Origin of the sequence: Winslowiella toletana, assembly GCF_017875465.1 — a bacterium.
GTDB lineage: Bacteria > Pseudomonadota > Gammaproteobacteria > Enterobacterales > Enterobacteriaceae > Erwinia > Erwinia toletana.
On sequence record NZ_JAGGMQ010000001.1, the window covers coordinates 4,260,723 to 4,281,858 of the forward strand.

Here is a 21,136-nt window from a genome sequence, read left to right on the forward strand (position 1 = left end):
GAAGGCTGAACAATGATTGGTAAACGACTCAGGCTGGCAAGAGTAAATGCAAACCTGACGCAGAGTGAACTGGGACGTCGCGCAGGTATGGATGGTGAGTCCGCAAGTACCCGGATAAGCCAGTATGAAAGGGGAACTCACGCTCCCGATTTCAAGCTTGTCTGCAAGTTCGCAGTGGTGCTGGATGTTCCGGAAGCCTGGTTTTATGCGGTTGATGAAGATCTCGCCGCGATGATACTTCAATACCATCGTTACAAAAAAAATAATCCTGGCGCCGGGATTGTGATCTTGCCTCAATAGGACTGTTCAATCTTTTCAGCAATGATTATCGCTGCATCCAGTTCACTAATCCCCAGCGCCTGCATCAGTGCATAACGCTCGGCCTTTTCATGCTTCTCGGTCATCGCCAGTGCAAGGTACAAAGGAGGGGGCACTACCCGAAACAGGCCTTCTGTTTTAGATGACAGCACGACACCCTCGGTATATTGCCCCGGCGATTTACGTGCGGATTGCAGCAGCAACCGCTGTTCTTCAGTCAGCGCTTTAAAGCGGCAAACCTGCGCAATTTCCTCTTCCGGCATCACCAGCAGTTCCCACCACTCGATCATATTCAGCAGCTTCTTAGCTTCATCCGGAAAATCTGCCAGATTCTGGGTAGCCAGCCACAGCCAGATGCCCAGCTTGCGCCACATCTTGGAGCCTTTAGCCAGGAACTTAGCCAGCAACGGGTTAACGGTAATGATATGCGCCTCATCGGTGATATTAACGATGGCACGTGCCAGATGCTGATCCCGTTCGCCCAGATTATTAATATGGTTAATCAGTGAAATATAGGCAATGGCTAACTGCGCTTCATAGCCTTCACGCGCAAAGGTCGCCAGGTCTACCAGCGTGATATCCGCTTCCGGCCAGATTTGTCCTTCGCGGTTAAACAGCTCACCTTCAAACCCCGAACAAAACAGGTTAATGGATTCTGCCATCTCATAAGCCCGGTTGCGGCGTGGGGCAGGGAGTGTTTCATCCTTAGCGATGACAAATAAAGCCTCGCGGACGTCCTGCGTCAGCGTCTGTCGCTGCTGCTGGTGGCAGATATTTGCCGCCGCGATAATGGCCTGCCGGATCATTGCCCGGTCAGGGCGGGTCAGCCGTGCGTCTTCCTTGTGCTCACCACCGGTAATCATCAGCCTTGCGGTAATCTCCATTTCTCCGAGGATATCCCGCTGCTCGTCATTATCATCCTGTTCATCACTGTCAGGCAGCTCGCCGCTAACGATATTTTCTGCCACCAGTCGCCAGGCATCAGCAAACAGAGGGAGGGTAACGCCACTGCCTGGATGCAGGCTGATTCTGTTGACGCTTAGCCCATAGCGCCCGGCGTACTGTGCGATCAGACCAAATGAGTTGCCAGCTTCGACAATAAACAGCCGTGGACGATGCAGCGCTAACAGCTGGGCGATTTTTGCATTCAGGGTGGCTGATTTACCGGCACCGGTGGGGCCGAGCAGCAGCAGATGACCATTTTTAGCGCGGTCCAGTTTGTTTAACGGGTCGAAGCACAGTGGTGCGCCACCTCGATTAAAGTAGCTGATGCCCGGATTGCCAGTGCCGGTCTCACGCCCCCATAGCGGCGCCAGGCTGGCAAGATGTTGCACAAAGTTAAAACGGGTATACAGGGCGCGCTTATCGCGGGAGGGATCGAAGCACATCGGTAACCAGCGCAGCCAGGCGCTGAGTGGTGCCACCTCATGGTTTTCCTGCACCGGCACCAGCCCGGCGTTAAGTAATGTGCTGTTGAGTTGATACTGATTCTGGCGCAGGGTGGGTAAGTCGCTGGCGGTAAGATAAAACGCCAGAGCACTGCGATAAAGCTTATGGCCCTGATGCAGATAGTGTTTTACTTCCTGACAGTCGCGCCGGGTGTATTCAGAATCGATGTTTTCACCGATCGCACGGTTTGCCAGCAGGTTAAGATGATCCTCCAGCAAATCCTGTGGATGGATGACCACCGTCATACTCAATATTGAACCCGGCGGCAACAGATCAAACAGGGCATTGGTTCCTTCGCCGCGCGACGTTTCACCGGTCAGTAAGCTGGGCTGAGGCACGCGACGCAGGCGGTCGACGACAACCACTTTATGCGGCTGACTATCCAGCCACCATACGCCAGCTGAACTGTCTGAACGGGGTTCACTAAGCAATAATCGCTCAGCAAAATCTGTTAATACCGTTGCGTCGGCTAAATCCAGCGTTCGGTAGACCTGCTTTTTATCTGGCAGCAAAACGGGGGCGGGGTTAAACCATTTAAGCAGCCAGCGATGAATATCCTGCTCGTTCTGGCGTAAAGCCGTGATGCCGGCGCTTTTCAATACGCTGATAATGCGCTCACAGATATGATTGAGTGCCATCTCGGGCGGGAGTGATGACGAAGGTGCTGAAGGCAACCAGCGATAAATCACCATTCGGGTGCGTCGCCACCTTGCTCGCCAGCGGGTACGGGTGACGGTGTTATCTAAAAACAGACCCTCTGGTCGGCTAAGATTATTAAGATGGCGCTGCATCTGCGCCAGCCACTCGCGGGTGAAGTCAGTGTTTTTAGCTTCAGCGACAGCATACTCACTGAGTTGTGCCAGCCAGCTATCTGCATCATCTTCATCCTGACAGAAAAACTGTACTACCCAAGGCGCTTTATCGTCTTCATCAAAACTGTCCTGCAAAGCATCGGCTATCCGGTCTCTGACATTCTCCAGCCAGGCAACTGAGCGTCCTTCAGTTGCCACCGGTATCAGTTCATAGACGGCTCCGACTGAACGGCCATCTTCCAGCAAAAGCGCCTGGCTTTCCGGTAAGAATTCCACCCATGGCAGATGATCGACAAACGAGGGACCTCTGATCTCGTCTTGCCTGCGGAGCCGCTCGCTGTAGCGTCCGGTGCGTTCGACGTAGCGCATTCACAACGGCGCCTCGCGCTCCCCCGGTAAGGCATACTGGGTATGGGAATAGAAGGGGAATACGGTGCTGTAGCCGGGTACCGGTGTAGTGCGGTTCCCTGCCAGATGCGGGAAGATATACAGCACCATATCCGGGTCTGGCAGACGGGGAAATAGCTGGTGGATTTCATTAGTGGCGTTACGGCTGTAGCTTCGCTGGTCGGATACTTGCGCCGGTGTGCGGCGCAACAGAGAACGGCTATCCAGCAGTAACTGCGTGCCGCCGCTTTGCTGTTGCCACAGTTTTAGCATGGTGGTGTCCTTGTCGACCGGCATCATCTGTTGTTGTGAGGTACTACAGGCGCTGAGCAACACCAGTGGGAGAATTGTTAATCTTTTCATCAGTCGAGTTCTCCACCTTGCTTATCTGCGGTGGCGTATTTCACCTTACGCCCCGCTGGTGCGTAATCAATGGCCAGCGGCTGACTGATATGCACCGCAACCCGGTGGCCGGGCGGCACATAGATGGCATCAAAACTCTGCCCAAAGTGCTGCTTCATCCAGTCAGCGGTATCTTTCAGGCCGCCACCCAGTGCCTGCCCCAGCACGTACTTGCCGTTATTACCGGTTACCGCGCTGACAAGATTGCCGCCTTCAACGGCGGTGGTGTTCTGGCTGTTGGCAAAAGCCTGCGCGGCAGCGCTGGATCCTGACAGCAAAAACTGTGAGCTGAGATACTGCGCGGTATTACTCTTCCGCGCGCCGGGAACGCAGGGAAGTCCCTGTTCATCTGACAGCCAGCCAATATCACTGGCTGAGTCGCTGCTATTTTTGCGGTCCGGAACGGTACGTATGGTGCCGTCATTAAACACAAAGGTGACCGAGTGTATCTGCCCGCGTACGCATGACAGCGTCCAGTCACCGGACGCGGTGCCGGAGATAACCGCACCGGTCACATCCGGCAATTCGATGCCATTGGCCGTCAGGTTGCTGCTGCCAATCAGAATTTTGAACGGGTAGGGATCGCTGACGCTACCGTTTACCGGAATACGACCGATCAGGGCGGTCATCGCCACTGAACCTATCAGCGTGGCATTTTCGGGCAGGGTATAAACGGGTTTGTCGGCAGGGAGAAGATCACTGTGCCTGTTTGTTGCCGAATTAATCTCTGTGGCATGACCAAACTCAACCGGCAGATTTACGCGTGTAGTTTTATCCGCTGGCGCGTCCAGGGGGGCGACCCAGCGCACTTCATCTTCCACGCCGGAAGGCAGTTCACCGGGGGGCAGGCCAAGATCCGCGGGGATATCGCTATCATTATTTTTGCTTTTGGTCGCGGATAAACCGTGGATCTCATCTTCAAGTTTATCCAGCAAACCCTGCTGGTGTCTGTCCAGCTCGGTTTTCAGTTCGACCTGATTATCATGCACGGTGTTATTTAAGCGTGTTTCCAGCGTCTGTTGCTGTTCACGCAGACGCCGGTTTTCTTCCTGCTGAGACTGACTGGCGCTGGCGATCTGCTGCAATGCCTGACGATATTGCTTCATCTGGGCCACCAGTGTGGCAAGCGTATCGGCAGGAGAATCTCCATCGATGCCAAGATCGTGTAACTGCTGAGGAGTCAGATCCGCGACGCTATTTGAGCTGCTATGTGTGGCTGACTGCCGGTTGAAGTGCCGCACAACCAACAGCGTGGTCAGCAGTATCAGCAGTGGCACCCCAATTTTTAACAGTCCGCTGATACGCATTATGGCTTAACCTCCCTGGTGCCGGTGGGCTCAGGAAGAATCGCCTGAGAAAGGTCACCATGCTGCGTCACCAGATAAACCACGGTGGTATCGCCGTCACTCCCCGCAGGTTCCAGCGTGTCATGCTGGAAAGCAGCAGCATAGAACTGGCCCTGCAGATCGCGTGGATCAACAACCAGACGGCACACGCTCTGGTTTTTGAGCAGGACGGCGGTAACAGTAGTTGAATCAACGCGCCATGCCATCAGCGGTGAGGTGCGCACCGGCATATTCGGCAAAAGGGTAGTAACAGTGTGCGGCAGATGGGGCGGTATCATGCTGACGCCCGGTAAACTCTCCACCGTGCGTAGCGGAGCATAGAGGCTTTGCGCGGCATATCGCACTAATAACACCACCAGCGGTTCAGCCGAAGAGCTGGATGATGGTGGCGACGCTGTTGATCCAGCAGTAGAGGTAAATACCAGACGCAAAGGCTCCAGTGACTGCTGTTTATCACTGGCACTGATATCCAGCAGTACCAGTTCGCCGTTATTAATATCACGCAGTTGCAGGCGAGCTGACGGGAAACTTTTAGAGGCGAGCAGATACAGCATGCCGTCAGCGCTCTGAATGCGCAGCTTGCCGTCGAGCGAAGCGGGATAACCCACCTTAAACTGTCTGTCGGTCTGTATTAATCTTTCCTGACCGGTTACCAGCGCCACCGGAATCGGCACTCGCTCCCATTGCAGGATTTCGGTGGCGAATACTGGTGTGCTGATTAACAGCGCGAACAGAATGACTATTTTCATAACGGCTCCAGCGGTGTATCCGCCACCAGATGCTGCGGCGCGCCCGCAAAGCAGTCTATCGCCAGTCCCCACGGATTCTTTTCCGCATCGATGGCATAGCGCACTACCTTTAACGGATAACGCACCAGAACCCGCTTCACCGGCTCGTTATGCAGATATTCATCGACGGCAACATCAAGCATTACGCGCCAGCTGTCCCGGCTGAGAACCTGAACGCGGTTTACCGTCTTTCCCTGTGCGGTGCGAATGCTGTCGCCAAACCCGTGATCGGGAATTTCATACACTCCACGTACCCGATCACGTAACTCGCCACCCTCTTTACGCAACTGATAGTCCTTATTCAGCCATGCCAGGCAGGACGGTGTGATATAGGCCTGCAAGCGGTGAATATTGCGGGCATAGTCAGCTTCGCCATTGGCAGGCCAGCGATTAAGCTGCTGGAACAGGTACACAGTGAAGGCATAAACGCTGGCGGGCGGGATTAGCCACCATGGCTGGGTGCTGCCGCTACGCAGATCGGGAGGGAGGTAAACGGTGAGGTGTTGCGGAGCGGAGTACCAGCCGTATCCCATCCCGGCAATAATTATGCTCTGCACCATCAGCGCGATTTTAAGGGACTTCAGATGGGAATCGCGCTCTGCCAGCGCATGACGGAACTGGCTCATTTCAGGCTCCGGCGGATAACCCAGACATCGCTGTTAATCATTAACTGCCGGTCCCCCAGCCCGTGCTGTGCCAGCCAGGCGGCGAGGGCCTGGTAGAGCCAGCTGTCGGGGCGTCCGCGTTTAAGCCGCGCCAGCCATCTTCCTCCCGACTGAACACAGAGCGCGGCGCAGGCCAGCATAGATGTGGGAATTAGCGGCCAGTGCCCGCTAAACAGTGTCAGCAGCGTACCCGCCACTGCACCTGCCATCAGCCCAGCCGCAAGTGCCATCATCAGTTCGGTAACGGTCAGCCCGCGGAACACAGTGGGTTCGCGGTTGAGGCGGTCAGGAAGAAAGTTGATGGTAGCCATATCAGAGAATTTCCGTAGCCTCATTCAGTAGCCAGATGATAATCACCAGCAGCATGGTGCCGACACCTGCCATGGCACCCAGATCTTTCCACTGCTTTTTGCCGTGCTGGATCTCGGAGTAGGTGGCAACACAGTTATTTGCCACTACCAGAAAACCAACGGCGCAAATACCCAGCGCCAGCAGAATAACGATGTCATAGCCATAGTTGCGGATAGTTTCGATAGTGCCTCTGCCTTTACCCCGGGAAGGATCTTCCATATGTGGCAAATCGGCATATGCGAAGGCGGTATGAAGCCAGATTGGGTAAGACGTGAATCGTGACAGGCGCATTTACCACCTCGTTAACTCAGCACCAGCAAGAAACTCACCAGCAACAGCAGCAGCGTTCTGGCCGCCATTCCACCAAGCTCACGCCAGCTCAGCCGATGGCTGGCAACCCCCCGGTAAGCACTTATCAGTGCCCAGCTACTCCATAGCAATAGCGTGGCGCAGAACAAGCTCAGCATCAGCAGATTAACGGCCTGCGGATCTGTAAGGCTTCCGGCCCTGAACGCGTTAATTTGCTCATCACTCATGAGACGTGTGCTCCAGACGGAATTGGGCGTTCAGTTCTTGCGGTGTTCGTGGCTGTGCGCGTGCCGGTATCAGGTAATGCTGTATACCCTGACGGATAATGCCAATATCCCGATGTGCTTTACGATAATCGAAGAAATATCTGGCTTCCGGTGCGCTGTCGGCTCCCTGTTCAGCGCGCTCAAGGGTGTTTTCAATATGGTCCAGCTGCCTGAGGGCAAGGGCAAGCTGTTCGGACTCAGTGCTGTCGGCGGCAGACGACAGGCAGGAGTGGCTTAGTAATACCCACATCAATATCCTGATACGCATAACCTTACCCCACTGAGCCCGAACAGGGGGTTAGCATGGGAGTTGATCGGGATTTTGGCAGCAGGAAATTCGTTGTCGGGGTGGGAGAATTTATTAGGGGGGGATTGAACGCCTTCACCTGGTCCCACTTTGAGCTAAACCTGATTTGACAGTCGGCTTTGTGCCAAAAGCGGAAGCTGGAGTGCCAAAGACTCTCTAATAGTGGATGGGTAATTTTGCAGGGGTGTTTACATAGCGCTTCGCTTGCTGCCTTTTACTTAGGTTCTGACGAATACTTTTTCATATGCAGTTCATTGGTAATATAAGGAATATTGTCTTTTTTTTGTTTCTTACCTTCATGTCTAACCATAAAAGCAAATGAAAATATTGCTGAACGGGTGATCTGAATCAACTGACCGAAATGGTGAATAAACTCATCCTCTTTGATAAAAAGAATATCTTTAATCAATTTATAAGACTGGTAAAGATCTTCTGCTTTATCACTTTTGTGTACTACCAAAAATTTATGTTCTAGACCATTGCGCCACTCTTTATAAAAAGCCAATTCGCCACCTTTATTTTTATTCAGGTCAGTAGCAATGCTGTACAATGCTAAAAGTCCAGGTGACTTTATATCTTCAAACCGTTGTCTTCTGTTATCAACGTCTAACTGCCAGAAGCTTTGAAAATAGATATTTTTCTGTAACCCGCCCTTCTTTGCAGGTGGATAAACTTTGTGAAGTTCACAGATACACACCGCAATCTTATCGAGAATACCAAAGCAAAGACGAAATGCCGTTCTGATCTTCTCAATATCAATGCCTAAGATCTCGTCATTATGTAACTCCAGAAAATGGCATTCTTCTTTTATAGCATCCGTATCCTGAGGATAAAGGTAATCAAAATAGAGATGGCGGGCGAGTGAAAACTCCGATTTAAAGCGGTTTAGCGCCATCTCCATAGGAACAATAAAATCACCGGTTACACCACCGGAGGAAGAGATGACAAGATTATCGGTGGCACTCCCCACGCAGGGGCAATAAAGACCGTGCTCGGACAGTGTCAGATGATTTACAAGGCAGAATTGCCTATATGCACTCAATGCGCCAAACTCCTGTTGTGTGAGCATGTCATCATGCTCGTCCGTTTCGCCTTCTGCTGATACACATTTTTGTATTTTATCGTTTGTTTGTGCTATACGCCCAAGATAGAATGATTCCCATTGTGGAGGAATTTTTTTGGAAACAGATGCATTAATATAACCTTTTCGTATTTCCTTCAATTGCATAATGGAGTATGAAGATGAAACAAGGTTTAGCTCAATGAGCGCGGCAGAACGATTGACCCAAGACTGTGGTATATCTAATCCCTTGCGATTAGTGAGATCATAATATCTAAGTGCCTCACTCAGCCTAAATTGACTTCTTAACGAATTGGCCAGATTAACGGACAGTTCCGCCTGAAACTCTTCGCTCTCTTGCGAGCAGAACATAAAGGCTCGCCAGTAGATGTTTTTTAACGAAACAAGTTCTTCTATTGACTGGAATGTGTGGTCGTGAGGATTATCGACACTTATCTTATTAGACAAGGCATTAGCATAATTATAATAAAAATGGCTCTCTCCTTGTACAAGCGCTAATGCTTCCTTATTATTATCCATCAGCTTAATACCAAGCTCTGCTGCATTTTTATGCTTGCTCATTTGCCCAATATCTACAAGACCACCAGCCACATTCCCCAGCACTATAAAATAATTATCGCCTTTGACCTTTATCTTTTCCAGTTTTTCGAGAAATACAACGGATTGCTGATATGCCAGATCAAAATCACCACAATCAACCAGTCGGTGAATATTGAGACTTTCATCTACAAGTTCTTTTGTAATCATGATTCACTTTCCTTACTTAGATGATTTTTGCGTTTCAACAGTCGAATTAGCCTCACCTGATACGTCAATTACTATCGCGGACAGGCGGCCTCGCTTAACCATTGGCACAGCTTCATTAAGAATGCCCTCCATTGTCGCGGCGTTTACTGGGGGTGGCGTGTCTTTCGCCGCGCGAGGGATAGCGTTTGGTCGAGAAGCACCAAACCAGAAGACCAGATAGATGCCGTAGCCTGCGGCATCGGGATTGGTAGTATAAAGTTGGTCCAGTTGCTCGTTAAGCGCGCTCCAAACGTCCCGGTGATAATCACGCTTTATCTCAATGGGGATCTTTATTCCTGGAAGTGAAATGATGATATCAGCCCTTTTACCCGAAACCATGTGGCCTTCTGGCTCACAGATTATTTGTAACGGATGGAGTCGTGCTCTAAGCAGCTCCAGAAAAAAATTCCGACAGCTCTCTTCAGGCTTAGGCACTAAAATTTGACCATTGCCATTCTCATTCCAGAACTGTTTATAAATATCGGTATTTTCATAAGTAATTCGGTTAGCGATATCCCGCAAATGATCTAACAATAACGCATAGAGATCCATTACATTAGCTGGGGTCTGATTTTTCAGCGTATTCAACGCTTTCTTCCAGTTAGTGTGTTGAAACTGTGATTCCCGATACCGCACCTTCTGGTTGCTTTGGGCGTGTAAGAGATAATCCCGGTAACTTGTACATTCTGGCAGTAATAATAAACGTTCAAATACTTCACCGGCATCGTATAAGGAAAAAGAAGAAACGTCATCAATCAATCTTTTGATAAAATCAGCATACTCCCAATTGTTTGCTGAGTTAGAGTCGTTACTTGCAACGCGGTCTGCATTAGGAAAATGAGTAGCAGAGACAGTGATGATCGCTTCCAATTGTGTTAGTGATAAACGTAGCTCACTACTCCCACGACCTCTTTTCGCCTTACCTGATAGTTGACGAATAAGTGCTATCATTTCCGGCGCGGATTTTGATTCAGATAAAAATAGATCCTGACGCTGGTCTGGAGCGAATAAATAAGTACATACCAGCCAAATTTGATAACTTGGCTTTTTAAGTTTTGAGGGTTGCGCTATCATCAACTCAGATAACTGCAACAACTTTGCATGACTCTCAGGGTGCGCTAACAACCACCCCACCAGGTTTTGTAAGTGGAGAACATCATCAGGGTGCTCTTTAGCTAGTCTCATAACTAAAGGAACGGTATAGTCGATTGGAATGCAGGTATCATTTAACAGATAGTTAAGTGCACGGATATCATGCAACTGATTATTAATGCAGAAATTGATAATGTGGTAATAGGTTTTGATGAAAAATGCTGTTTTGTTAAGTATCACATCCCTTTTCCACGGTAATGAATAATCACTTACAACATTACTGTCTTTGGTGAAAAGTGCTAATATAACATCCAGAGCCAATAGCGTTGTTAATAAATCTTCGTTCCATTGTGTAACATCAGGATGTTTTTTAAATAACTCATCACTTCCTGCCAGTACCGCATACCACCATTTGTAATACTCCCTCTTCAGCAAAGCACAATTCACCTCGTCAATTGTGGGCAGATCTGAACGATTTAAAATCGCTAAAAGACCGGATATCGCATCAGTGACGTTTTCGGCACCTAATATGTCTGCACAGCGCTGCACTGGCGTCAATTTGTCATCAACATCGCTGTATTTCGAATAGTAAATATAGGAAATGTGTTTGAGCCACTCCAAATGTTGGCCCGATACAATTTCCTGACGATATAACTCGAAACTGTGCCTATCTTCATAACGCGCCGCGTTTCGTTCTTTCTCATACGCTATTTGGCTAAGATTATGTTTTACTCGCCAATCGTCAATCTCGCAGAAGATGGAAGTCTCAAATACAGTAGTCAACTTTACATTTAAATGGCAGTACGCGGAAAGAAATTCAAACGTCTCTTGGGATTGCTTGGCACATCGGTAAAGGACCGCAAATGTCAGTCGATAAATACATTCAGTTTTATGTGAACTAGCTTCAGCATGGGATAAATAGTGGATAAAACGTGCCAGCAAAATCTCATCAGGAATAAGATAGAAGGTGCTTCCACCAAATTCATGTAAGAACAAGTAATGAGTATCATAGCGTGTAAATGAAAGAATGGCGGCGTCTATAATATCTTCATATTTCCAGCTGCGATTTTTTATCTCCTGAACGATAGATTTCTGCACATTGTCATAACCGCGATAGTGGTGATTATGGGAGTAGCTATAGAACGTTTTTAGGCACAACCATATCTGAGATGCGCTGTAACCATTCTTCTCGCCCAGTATCTGCAATAATCCAGCTTCCAGAAAATGCACAATCTCATAATGATTTTTAGCTGAAGAATACCAGTCTTTACTGTGAGCGGTGTGGTACCGATCGAGATGCTCAAAGATAGCGAGTAGATCAGCTGCCGGTACAATAGTATTCAGCCGCCATAACGCGCCTATCGGTAATCGCTCACTGGTTATGTTTAATGTATCAATCAGCAGTTGTGCTATATCCTGCGGTGTAAAGTAATCTTTATAAAGCAACTGAATGATATGGTTACGCAACCGGATGCTATCGTGATTTTTGTCTTTTAACTCCGCAAAAAAACGTACCGAAAATTTCTGGCCAGACGCTCCAAAATGGATTAATGCCGTTATTGCTTCCTCTTTTTCCGCATACGATGAATCCTCCGATTTGGCAATTTTAATTAAGTCATCACTCAGTGCGACTATCGGTGTTGCCACCGATAAGGATTCCAAAACGATCATCCGCAGAGAAAATGACGAATGAGGATCGCGGACTATCTGTCGCAATAGAGCTTCCATTTCTACCGTCGCGAAGCCATTCAGATATGAATTGAGACCGTGATTTCTAAACCAGGGATCACGTTCTGATAGTTTTGACAGCGCCACCAGTAGATTTTGTTTTTCCGCTGTCGGTAATGAAGCTGCATCGCCATAGGTCAGAACGCCGTAAGGATCGGCTTCAATGAATACCTGGGCGTATTGCGGTAAAAAGACCGCTAGCCATGCGTGTAAACCTCTCAATTCTGAAGACGGATAACCCTCAAATCCCAGCATACTTCTCAAACGTCCCATGGGTAGCCCTTTGTCAACGATCCCGGCTAACCATTTTGCCGCTAAATACTCAGCAATTGTCCTGTGGCTGTACTCAACAGTCTCAAGCTCATCTCCGGCAGAAAAAACCCGCCTCGATAACGCCGCTCTAATTATTTCATGTGAGAAGAACGAGATGGTTCTGTAACTGGGGTATTCTGGTCGGATATCGTTCAGAAGCAGAGAAACCCCGGAAACATTACTCAATATGCGCAACGCGCAAATTGATCCTGCAGGATACTCTAACTCGTCGCAGGTATAAATTCCTGAAGTTAGCCGCGTATGTTCTTGGCTATGTTCAGTTAAAAGGAACTGTGTCGCAGAGTGGAAAAGTTCAGATCTTGTACGGGGCCAGTTTCCTTCTTTAACGGCTTCAGCCAGCATTATTAGATTTTGTGGGTTGTAAAGAAATTCGCTGGCGTCATGTTTTTCTGCTTCAGCCAGAAACGCTTCGGGGTGTTCTACACCATTCGCTTGTAGAATTGCAGTTTGCTCTTCTTTTGAGAGCGGCTGCAAATGTAAAACAACATAGCCTCCCGTCTGCTCAAAATAGGGTAAAAATGCTGACAAGTCTGATTCGCCTAACCAATCCTGAGAGCGACAAGAAATTCTGACATTTTGTGGCGTTTGGGAAAAAAGCCTACGGACGATGTCATCTACAACGTCACTACTGTTACTGGCACTCCTCTTCTCATCTAATGCATCGATGAATAACGTTTTCTGATTATCAATAGGTACGCCACTTAAGAAGTGACGTACTGTCAGATATTTTGCCTCTTGCAATGCCGCAAACTGTTTGAAGAGGTGCGTTTTTCCAGCACCAGGATCACCAAGCAGAACAATGTTTGGAAAGTGAGAATAATCACTAAATACCACCGTTTGGGTACCTTTATCCTGTTGAGGATAGATTTGCCTGACTTGCCTGGTTAGCATTCTATAGGTTCCTGAGTATCTATTTTTGTTTTACCAAATCTGTATGGTAGGTTTTACTCCAAATTTATCATAGACTTTCAGCCGATACAGTAAACCATCTAACCCACCATGATTGCTATGATGTCACGTTTTGGTTTACATGACAGACTCATAGTGAGCAGAACTGGCTGCTAGGACGTCGAGTGCTGATACCATTCAAACATTGATGGAATCCGGGATGACGCTGGCTCCGTTGCATGGGCTGCATGTCGCTCGAAGGTGACCATAACTCATACCTGACTGTTCATAGCCGCAATCATCCTGTCCGTCATGGAATAGAGGGTCAGGAAAACAGAAAACGCTCATATATATTTTTTAAACGAGCCAATGATTAACGATATGCTGATGCCACTGGCTATCGCCATCAGTAGCAGCCATCCATTGGTGACGTTCCAGGGGGATACCAGATAAATCAGCCCACAGGTAAAACTTACAGTGCTGAATGAATAGCGTATCCGGTGATGAATAAACCCGGACTCATATCCGGCGCCTAAGCGCCTCAAATCGCGCTGAACCAGCCCTTCGACAAAACCCACGACTACGCACAGCAGAAAGAGTGGCAGCGCCAGATACAGCCTTAGCACGCGTATCACCACCGAGTTAATGCTGCAAATCAGGGTTTCAGAAACGCTGTTTAAAGCGGCGTAAAGCGGGTAGGGAAGCAGTCGTTCCATAATCAGAGTGATGTAATGAATACCCAGCGTCAGCCCCTGGGTTACTTTTAACTCAATTGAGTAAATAACAGGCCGGATCCTTATATCTTCAGCTAACCACCGCCATTCATTCCTGAACACTTCACAACTATGAGCAGAACCCTGCTGCGGCCAGAGAAATACCAGTCCGAGCAATTCAATAACCATGCGCAACAGCAGAGCCGCAATAAGCATTGTCAGCACCCGGCTTACCCATGACAAAAATATGCCAAATGGCCCTCTGGGTTTTGCAGGCTGAGAAGCTACGGGTTGTTGTTCCACCATCGTTCTTCACTTCGGTAGTTTTTCTGCATCGCCTCGGCAATCTGCTGGATTGAGGCGGGTAAGGGAACACGTCGATCATGAACGGGCAATGGCAGGCGAATCTTCCACAGCTGTCCGCCTTCCAGCAGTGCAAACGCCTGCCCTTTAGGAAGCTGCACCAGCGCTGAGCTATCCAGCATGGGTACGCGGGTAAGATTGATTTGCTCGCTGGTATGGCTGGTAAAATCACTTTGCCCGGCTGGTACTGAAGCGTCGGTCACGCCAGAAGTGACGCTGCTGCTGCGGATCTCCACCTCTGGTAACTGGCCGGTTAACAACTCCGCCGTCGCGGTTTCACGTACCCGTAGCATAATCAGATTATTGAAATTGCCGACAACCTGTCCGGCTTTGGCGACGCTGCCGATCCCGGCCTGAATATCCGACAAGGTCTGGGTGTAGGCCGTAACCTGAATGCCGGTGCCGCCACCTTTATTAATAAGCGGAATAAATTCTTCTCCCATCAGTTCGCTGAATTCATCGCAGTGCAAATTAATCGGCACTCGTTCCGAAGAATTCCCCGGTAAACCATCATTGATACCGAACTTATAAATATGTCCGGCGACACTGACCAGGTCGGCAAACATGGAGTTACCCACTGCGCCGGATACTTCGCTATCAGAGAGGGCATCAAACGCTACATAGGCAATGCCGCGCTTGCGGATCAGCTGAGGCCAGTCGAAAATTGGGCGAGGATCGTTAAGATCGCTGTAATCCGGCGCCAGCAACTGTGCAATGCTGCCGGTGGTGAGTTTTTCCAGTAACGGTAGCAGTGAGGCAACGATTTTATCAAAGTAGGTGCGGTCATAACGAACCGCAGAGCGAAGACCGTCAAGGATGGGGTCATAGATGCCGGACTGGTTAATATATTGCTCTAAAGCCACGACATGGCGATCGCGCCCCAGCAGATTACGCGGCGTGTTTTTGTCGTTAATATTGCTGGCCAGCTGAGCAACCACCTCCCAGGCTTTACGATCGATTGCCGTCAGGGCATGACGGGCATAATCGATAAATAACCCGTCGATATTCACTACGTGGCGGGCGATTAGCTGGTAGTCCGGCCTTTTACCTAACGCCACCAGAGCGCGGGTAATAATATTCACAAAGCGCCAGGCAAACTCGCGAAACGCCGCACTGTTGCCTTCATTGCTGAGCTGTCCTGCAATACGTGATGCCACTTCTGAGATGCGACCAAAGCGACCGATGGCATTGTACCGCGCGCTCAGTTCCGGCCAGCCGAGGTGAAACAGGTAAAACTCATTCTCGCGTCCGGCGCGCACCGCCTCGGACCAGGCTCGCTTAAGCAAATCGGCATCGCCTTTTGGATCGAAGATAATAACTACGTCGCCGCGCCGGATATCCTGAGTGATCAGCAGTTCAGCCAGCCGGGTTTTGCCAACCCGGGTGGTGCCCATCACCAGGGTATGGCCGACACGGTCTGCCAGCGGCATAGTGACATTCTGTTCCCGGCGTTCCACACCATGCAGTAACGAACTTCCACCAACTTGTTGAGCAGTTTTCCGCTGATTCCAGCTGGAATCACTTTTCAGCAGGGCTTTTTTCTCGGGATTAATCCGCGTGAAAGATAGTGCTGAACTTCCGGTCGCAAGCAGTCATGCAGCCGCTGCGTATGGATCGCCTGCCAGCGAAACCCTTTGCCTAAAAACAGGCGGTGTTTGCTCACCGGTATCTGTGTACTGCGTAGTTGATAGCGGGGCAGACGGCGCAGATTTCGGCGATAGCGTAGTACTTCCAGGCCCTGCCAGCCTCTTCGTAGCGCCAGCAAACCGAAGGCGGTTATCAGCAGTTGTGCTGACTGTGGCTGCAGCATTATCCACTCAGGGAAGAGAAAGCAGATTAGAGCAGAACAGAGGGCCGTCCACATGCTGTAGAACTCCACTGCCGGGCGCAGCTTTACCTCCAGCGGATATTTTTGCTTCATTGGGTATCCAACGGTGCTGCCGGTTCATCGCCCGGTTCGGCATCCAGCTTAAATGCGGCGTTCACTTGCAGATGAACCAGCATCAGGAGAGATATTATCAGCTTCATCTGGTACCTCCGTTTAGCGTTTGCAGGTGATGTTGAATAACACGCTGATACTGATGCATTCTGATGCCTCCCGCAGGATGGTGATAACGGCCTGCGGCATTCAGCCAGCTTCCCGGCTGTTCATCATAGCGTTGCCTTAACAGTTCTGCGGCAACCGCCAGATTCAGATAGGGGCTGAGGGCGGCACAGGGAGAAGAAAACTGCTTTGCATGCCAGCCGAGGTTGATCTGCCCGAGGCCAATATCAATATGCTTTGGGTCAACATGGCGGCTGAAATTTTGCAGAGCAAGACAGGCGTCATGCTGACGGCGATATCGGTATCCTTTCCCGCGTACGTTAAGCGTCCACGGCCAGGGGCGAACAGCCAGCCCAACCCGTGTGGCACTTTCCGTCAGCGCGATGGCATACAAAATTTCTGCTGGCACCTGATATTGCCCGGCAATACGACGGTATCCTTCGGGTATGGCACTGGCGCAGGCAAGCAGCGGAAATAACAACAGCATCAGGGTGAGACGATTTGCCACGTCGCCCCTTGTTGCTGCAGCACGGCAGGCATCATCTGCTGACCATACTTTTGCCAGCGACCTGCATCATGATTCAGGGTGATATTTCGTTGCTGCACCTGCCGGGCATCAATGCCGTGTGCCTGCGCCCAGTGTTCAATACGATTGTCATCGCCCTGGCTGTCCACCAGATAGATATCTAGCGGACGGCGTTCTGCCAGCAGCTCGCGCAGCTTGTTATCACAATCCGGGCAATTTTCACGAACGAATAGCGCCAGCCGTTGGGAGCCATTGGTTATCATGCCAGCCGTACGAATGGGCGTTAGATCGGGATAAAGCCGCTTCCACGCAGCATCATAGGCACGCTGAAACGACAATTCTCGTTCCACACGCAGGTACTCTTTTTTTACCAGCAGTTCGGCAAAGTGGCGGCGTTCCTCTTCGCTTGTCGCTTCAACTCCCAGTGTGGTTAAGGGATCCAATCCAGGTGACCAGATTCCGCGTTCTTCCAGTTTTAGCTGCTGGTATCGCAGCCATTCCGCCGTAGTCAGCCCCCAGCGGCTGGATTGCTGTTTTATGGTAAGAGGTTGCAGAACCAGAGGCTGCGCCTGCAATGGTGAATCTGTTGCCCAAACTGGTGACAATATCATCGGTAAAAGCCAGGATAATTCAGTCATCGTCAGCTCCCTGTAACAGGTGCATGCAGCTTCAGATGCACTTTTCCCGTCACAAAGGTGGCCCACTGGCCATTGATATTGATTAGTTGCCATTTATGCCAGTGCTCACCAATACGCAGTAAAATTGTCTGATCAATGTTCCTGCCGTGTAACGGCATAATGACTGCCAGCGCTATACCCGCGCGGTACTCGACTCCCTCAAGAGTAAAAGGGGCCATTGCGGCCCGACGGGGAGTGGTGGCGGGAGGGCGGCGAAGGGGAATAACTGCCGCCTGTGGAGGAGTCGGTGGCTTCAATGCAGCAACTTCTTTCTGCACTTCAGCCAGTGAAGATTGCAGCGCCTGATTGCTGTTCTTCAGTTCGTTAAGCATTTTCGTATGGTTCAGGATTTCTTTGGGCTGATAGACCCGCAGCGCATTAATACGCTGGTTGAACGTCTGAAGATCTGGCTGAGGGCGATTTTCCAGCTGATTAATACGCTGCTGCATTTCTGCCAACAAATGATCTGTCTGCGTTCTGATTTTGCTGAGGTTGTGATAGCACAGCAGCAGGAGTGTGCTGAGGCCGCTAATCAGTACCAGCAAGATCAGGTCGCAATGTCGAAGCTTATCCGGCATAGCTCGCTCCTGTTTTTAGCGGGTATGGCTGAAGACGGAAGCAAACGATGCGATACAAGCGATCAACAGTAAGCCGCCATACCGGGCCTGCCAGCACCTGAAGTGCTTCATGGAGCGGTATCGGCCCAAGATGGGTTTGCGCCAGCGGCAGTGGCTGCTGATAGAGCAGTTGTCTTTGCTGACTGGCGAAACAGAGCGAGTAGCCGCTATCACGCAGCAGGTAGCGGATAGCTTCACTGACGGTGGGTTTAACATCAGCAGGAATTGATACATCAATAATCTGATTAAGTGGGTCGCGTTGTTCAGCGGCGGGTTCAGTATTGATCATCAGGTAACGATCGCCATGTATGACTGCTGGTGGCGTTTGGGAGGTGGGTGCTAACTGGGTGGCGCGGGAAGATGACGTCGCCGGGATGGCCTCAGGCTCTGTATTACAGCCAGCCATTAACATTACTATCCCAACCAGAATGATATTTCTCATTACTGAAAACCCTGAACAGTTGAATTCTGCTGGCAGGATGGCGGGGAATGACTGGCGCAGCCAGAATCAATTGTTTATGGCTGCAGAAGAATAACGGGGGAGTTTATCGACCTGAGTTGCCGCAGGATAAAGGTCATTACTGAAACCTGACTGTTAATTATCTGCCTTTCATATTCTATAGTCATCAGGCCGTTTTTAAGCGCTGATGTAGTCTCTGGTTGCTGCAATATTTCCTGCAGGGCAGGCGTTCCGGATCGGTTGTTAGCAAGATTGCGCCAGCGTAAAAAAGTTGCGCCAGAGCGAGCAGGATTACGCGTTAATATCAGCGGCAGATAACGAACGGGCAGGGTATAGACGCTCTGCACCAGGCGGTTTTGCATGGTGCAGAGCTGGTCTCTGGTCTGGTTTATTTCTTCAATTAATGCCGCAACCTCTCCCTTACCCTTAAAGGCCATTAAAAGGCCCTTTAGCGAGCTTTTGCGGGCAGTGAGATCGTAATCACTATCGGTTAACGGCAGCCAGCTGATCATCGCTACTCCTTTGATTGATCTGATTCCGGCGTCTGTTTAACGTCCTGCGTGCTGGTCAGTAATTCATCTGGCAAGTTGCTCATCAGTTTTGTAGCGTGCAGCGCCAGTAGATTACCTTCCCGGACATCCTGCCGGGTTACGCCGGTAAAGTGGAATTCCTGCGCCAGTTGGTAAATGCTTTGGATAGCACTGGCACCCTGCAAGCGTAACTGGCTTTTTCTGCGACGTGATATCAGGGCGAACTGTTGTGCCTGAATGAGCTCGCATATCAGCAAATCGAAATTCACCAACAGATAAAGCGTTTGCATACCCAGAGGAGAAATCAGTGAAAGTGAAAGTGTGAAGCGCGCGGGATCAGGGTTACGGCACTGGCTGGTGGTCAGTGCGTCGGGCACGGAGTGAAACAACCTTGCGGTTTGCTGGCGAAGGCTGGTGATTAACTGGGTGGCGGTGTTCAGCTTTTGTTTGAGCTTACTTTGCCAGTAGTCAGCCCAGGGATCATCATGCGCGGCAGCCCATTCGATACGTTTCAGTCTTAACATATAAAACTGCATGCCAATATTGCGGCGTGATTCGTGGGCGTTTGGCGGTGTGCCTGTCCAGAGATTAACTGCATCTCGGGTGTGGAGCGCGATTTTGACTGTGGTGCTGAGAGGTTTCAACGGTTGAGGGGTGTTCATGAGTGATTCTCCGCTTCCTGTGATGGAGGGGAGTGTGTTTTTGGTGGTGGGGAAGGGCAAGGTGAAAACCTTTAGGCGCTAGAAATATTTTAAGGTGGGGCAACAAGAAATTAATAGGTGATCGGGCTGCGTGGGAATCAAATCTGTCAGGCAGTTATGAGCGAGGAGCGGAAATTGGTGCGGGGTAGTTTTTTCGTCAATCTCAGCACATTTACTCAATTATGCTTGCTCAACAATTGATTCAGCCATAGATTTTCAGAAAGTCATAAACTTCCGGGGGGGAACGTGGAATATTTTAGCGATAAAGAGAAAGGCTCTGTAGCGAGAACGAAAAATGATGTCTCTATGATAGTCTGGATTGGGCTTGTTTCTTATATTAACATACTGATAAATAAGGGCTATTTTGGGAAAAATTTTCCAGAAGAATGCCCTGACGGACAAGGGTGCATTGGTACAAATGAAGATACTTTCAAAGCTGCATTACAGGCGGAGATACCAAATATAGGATGGCCATTGGGAGTAGCTCCTGAAGATGTAGATCGATATGCCTACAGGTCAAGAACACAAGTTACGTTCATTCCTGACTATCTAGTCGTCATGGATTTACTTCAATTTTGCTATAAACATGTTGCAGCTCCTATAGAAGGTAATGATTACCACTCGTACTACCGCCACACTCATATTCATGATTTTGATATCGTTGCCGGCAGAAATGAATTTCTCGAAAATGTTAACGTCATTTTTGCCCGAAATGGTATGGCCTATGAACTTCAAAACTCAGGTGAAATCATCCGGCTTCTTAGTCCTGAATTAGTCCAAATGATGTTCAGCGTGAATGTTCCTTCGGAAGTTGAGTTAAAGAATTTACTTGTTCGCGCAAATGCTAAAATCGTAAATTTTGATGTTCAGGTTCGCTATGACGCAGTGAAAGAACTCTGGGACTTCTGGGAGAGGCTGAAAAGTGTACACAATCCATCAAATAAGAGAACATCAACTAAACAATTGCTTGATGACGCTGCTGCGACACCTGAATTTCGAAATATTTTGGAGGTTGAAGCTAAATATTTGACCGATATTGGTAACGAATATTTTATACGTCACGCGGAAATGAACCAGGTAAAAATTCAAGAGAGCGATCATATTGAATACCTATATCATCGCATGTTTAGTTTAATTCATCTGCTTATGAAAACTTTCACCCATTAACTGACCTAATCCCTATATTTAAGGAAAATA

General features: G+C 49.5%; 21 protein-coding genes and 1 pseudogene. 3 read left to right on the forward strand and 19 right to left on the reverse strand.

Going from position 1 to position 21,136, the window contains the following annotated elements; translation table 11 throughout:
- Positions 1-12: 12 nt before the first annotated feature.
- Positions 13-300, forward strand: a complete 288-nt coding sequence (locus tag J2125_RS19895; RefSeq protein ID WP_017802557.1) for a helix-turn-helix domain-containing protein — start codon at positions 13-15, stop codon at positions 298-300.
- On the opposite strand, the gene J2125_RS19900 is transcribed toward J2125_RS19895, so the two are convergent.
- The 17 genes and pseudogenes from J2125_RS19900 to pilL2 all read right to left on the reverse strand — a co-directional run bounded on the left by J2125_RS19900 (position 294) and on the right by pilL2 (position 18,660).
- Positions 294-2,948, reverse strand: a complete 2,655-nt coding sequence (locus J2125_RS19900; RefSeq protein WP_017802558.1) for a conjugative transfer ATPase — start codon at positions 2,946-2,948, stop codon at positions 294-296. The two genes, J2125_RS19895 and J2125_RS19900, sit on opposite strands and share 7 nt — an antisense overlap.
- The gene (locus J2125_RS19905; protein WP_017802559.1) at positions 2,949-3,329 is read right to left on the reverse strand and encodes a TIGR03751 family conjugal transfer lipoprotein; all 381 of its coding nucleotides are present in this window, start codon (positions 3,327-3,329) and stop codon (positions 2,949-2,951) included.
- Positions 3,329-4,675 (reverse strand): TIGR03752 family integrating conjugative element protein, encoded by a 1,347-nt coding sequence (locus tag J2125_RS19910; protein ID WP_017802560.1) that lies wholly within the window; start codon positions 4,673-4,675, stop codon positions 3,329-3,331. The genes J2125_RS19905 and J2125_RS19910 overlap by 1 nt, the downstream gene beginning before the upstream one ends.
- Positions 4,675-5,463, reverse strand: a complete 789-nt coding sequence (locus J2125_RS19915; protein ID WP_017802561.1) for a TIGR03749 family integrating conjugative element protein — start codon at positions 5,461-5,463, stop codon at positions 4,675-4,677. Before J2125_RS19915 ends, J2125_RS19910 begins: the two co-directional genes overlap by 1 nt.
- Positions 5,460-6,128: a PFL_4703 family integrating conjugative element protein gene (locus tag J2125_RS19920; protein WP_017802562.1), complete on the reverse strand. Its 669-nt coding sequence runs from the start codon at positions 6,126-6,128 to the stop codon at positions 5,460-5,462. Before J2125_RS19920 ends, J2125_RS19915 begins: the two co-directional genes overlap by 4 nt.
- Positions 6,125-6,478, reverse strand: a complete 354-nt coding sequence (locus J2125_RS19925) for a TIGR03750 family conjugal transfer protein (protein ID WP_017802563.1) — start codon at positions 6,476-6,478, stop codon at positions 6,125-6,127. Before J2125_RS19925 ends, J2125_RS19920 begins: the two co-directional genes overlap by 4 nt.
- 1 nt (position 6,479) lies before the next feature.
- Complete coding sequence (locus J2125_RS19930) at positions 6,480-6,809, reverse strand: TIGR03745 family integrating conjugative element membrane protein (RefSeq protein WP_026111899.1); 330 nt, start codon at positions 6,807-6,809, stop codon at positions 6,480-6,482.
- An 11-nt stretch (positions 6,810-6,820) separates the two neighbouring features.
- Positions 6,821-7,054 carry a TIGR03758 family integrating conjugative element protein gene (locus J2125_RS19935; RefSeq protein WP_017802565.1) on the reverse strand — a complete coding sequence of 78 codons (234 nt, stop codon included), beginning with the start codon at positions 7,052-7,054 and terminating at the stop codon, positions 6,821-6,823.
- Positions 7,047-7,361: an integrative conjugative element protein, RAQPRD family gene (locus J2125_RS19940; protein ID WP_071590533.1), complete on the reverse strand. Its 315-nt coding sequence runs from the start codon at positions 7,359-7,361 to the stop codon at positions 7,047-7,049. The genes J2125_RS19935 and J2125_RS19940 overlap by 8 nt, the downstream gene beginning before the upstream one ends.
- Positions 7,362-7,614: 253 nt before the next feature.
- On the reverse strand, positions 7,615-9,228 hold the full coding sequence (locus J2125_RS19945) for an LA2681 family HEPN domain-containing protein (RefSeq protein ID WP_017802568.1): 1,614 nt from the start codon (positions 9,226-9,228) through the stop codon (positions 7,615-7,617).
- A gap of 12 nt (positions 9,229-9,240) precedes the next feature.
- Positions 9,241-13,311, reverse strand: a complete 4,071-nt coding sequence (locus J2125_RS19950; protein ID WP_209499529.1) for an NACHT domain-containing protein — start codon at positions 13,309-13,311, stop codon at positions 9,241-9,243.
- 341 nt (positions 13,312-13,652) lie between these two features.
- Complete coding sequence (locus tag J2125_RS19955) at positions 13,653-14,327, reverse strand: IncC plasmid conjugative DNA transfer DtrJ family protein (protein ID WP_026111900.1); 675 nt, start codon at positions 14,325-14,327, stop codon at positions 13,653-13,655.
- Positions 14,306-16,305, reverse strand: a pseudogene (traD, locus tag J2125_RS19960) (type IV conjugative transfer system coupling protein TraD). The gene J2125_RS19955 and the pseudogene traD overlap by 22 nt, the downstream one beginning before the upstream one ends.
- 103 nt (positions 16,306-16,408) lie before the next feature.
- Complete coding sequence (locus tag J2125_RS19965) at positions 16,409-16,915, reverse strand: lysozyme family protein (RefSeq protein WP_017802574.1); 507 nt, start codon at positions 16,913-16,915, stop codon at positions 16,409-16,411.
- Positions 16,915-17,592, reverse strand: coding sequence for a TIGR03759 family integrating conjugative element protein (locus J2125_RS19970; protein WP_017802575.1), 678 nt, complete (start codon positions 17,590-17,592; stop codon positions 16,915-16,917). Before J2125_RS19970 ends, J2125_RS19965 begins: the two co-directional genes overlap by 1 nt.
- Positions 17,593-17,594: 2 nt before the next feature.
- Complete coding sequence (locus J2125_RS19975; protein WP_017802576.1) at positions 17,595-18,209, reverse strand: hypothetical protein; 615 nt, start codon at positions 18,207-18,209, stop codon at positions 17,595-17,597.
- Positions 18,199-18,660, reverse strand: coding sequence for a PFGI-1 class ICE element type IV pilus protein PilL2 (gene pilL2, locus J2125_RS19980; protein ID WP_338063268.1), 462 nt, complete (start codon positions 18,658-18,660; stop codon positions 18,199-18,201). The genes J2125_RS19975 and pilL2 overlap by 11 nt, the downstream gene beginning before the upstream one ends.
- Between pilL2 and J2125_RS25035 the strand changes: the two genes are divergently transcribed.
- Positions 18,557-18,784 carry a hypothetical protein gene (locus J2125_RS25035; protein WP_017802578.1) on the forward strand — a complete coding sequence of 76 codons (228 nt, stop codon included), beginning with the start codon at positions 18,557-18,559 and terminating at the stop codon, positions 18,782-18,784. The genes pilL2 and J2125_RS25035 overlap by 104 nt on opposite strands.
- Here J2125_RS25035 and J2125_RS19985 read toward each other — a convergent pair.
- On the reverse strand, positions 18,765-19,220 hold the full coding sequence (locus tag J2125_RS19985) for a DUF3158 family protein (protein WP_017802579.1): 456 nt from the start codon (positions 19,218-19,220) through the stop codon (positions 18,765-18,767). The two genes, J2125_RS25035 and J2125_RS19985, sit on opposite strands and share 20 nt — an antisense overlap.
- A gap of 2 nt (positions 19,221-19,222) precedes the next feature.
- A complete protein-coding gene (locus tag J2125_RS19990) occupies positions 19,223-19,900 on the reverse strand; it encodes a PFL_4669 family integrating conjugative element protein (RefSeq protein ID WP_071590534.1) in 678 nt (225 codons plus the stop codon).
- Positions 19,901-20,185: 285 nt separating this feature from the next.
- Here J2125_RS19990 and J2125_RS19995 point away from each other — a divergent pair, with 285 nt between their 5' ends.
- On the forward strand, positions 20,186-21,106 hold the full coding sequence (locus J2125_RS19995; RefSeq protein ID WP_017802581.1) for an AbiJ-NTD4 domain-containing protein: 921 nt from the start codon (positions 20,186-20,188) through the stop codon (positions 21,104-21,106).
- Positions 21,107-21,136 lie beyond the last annotated feature (30 nt).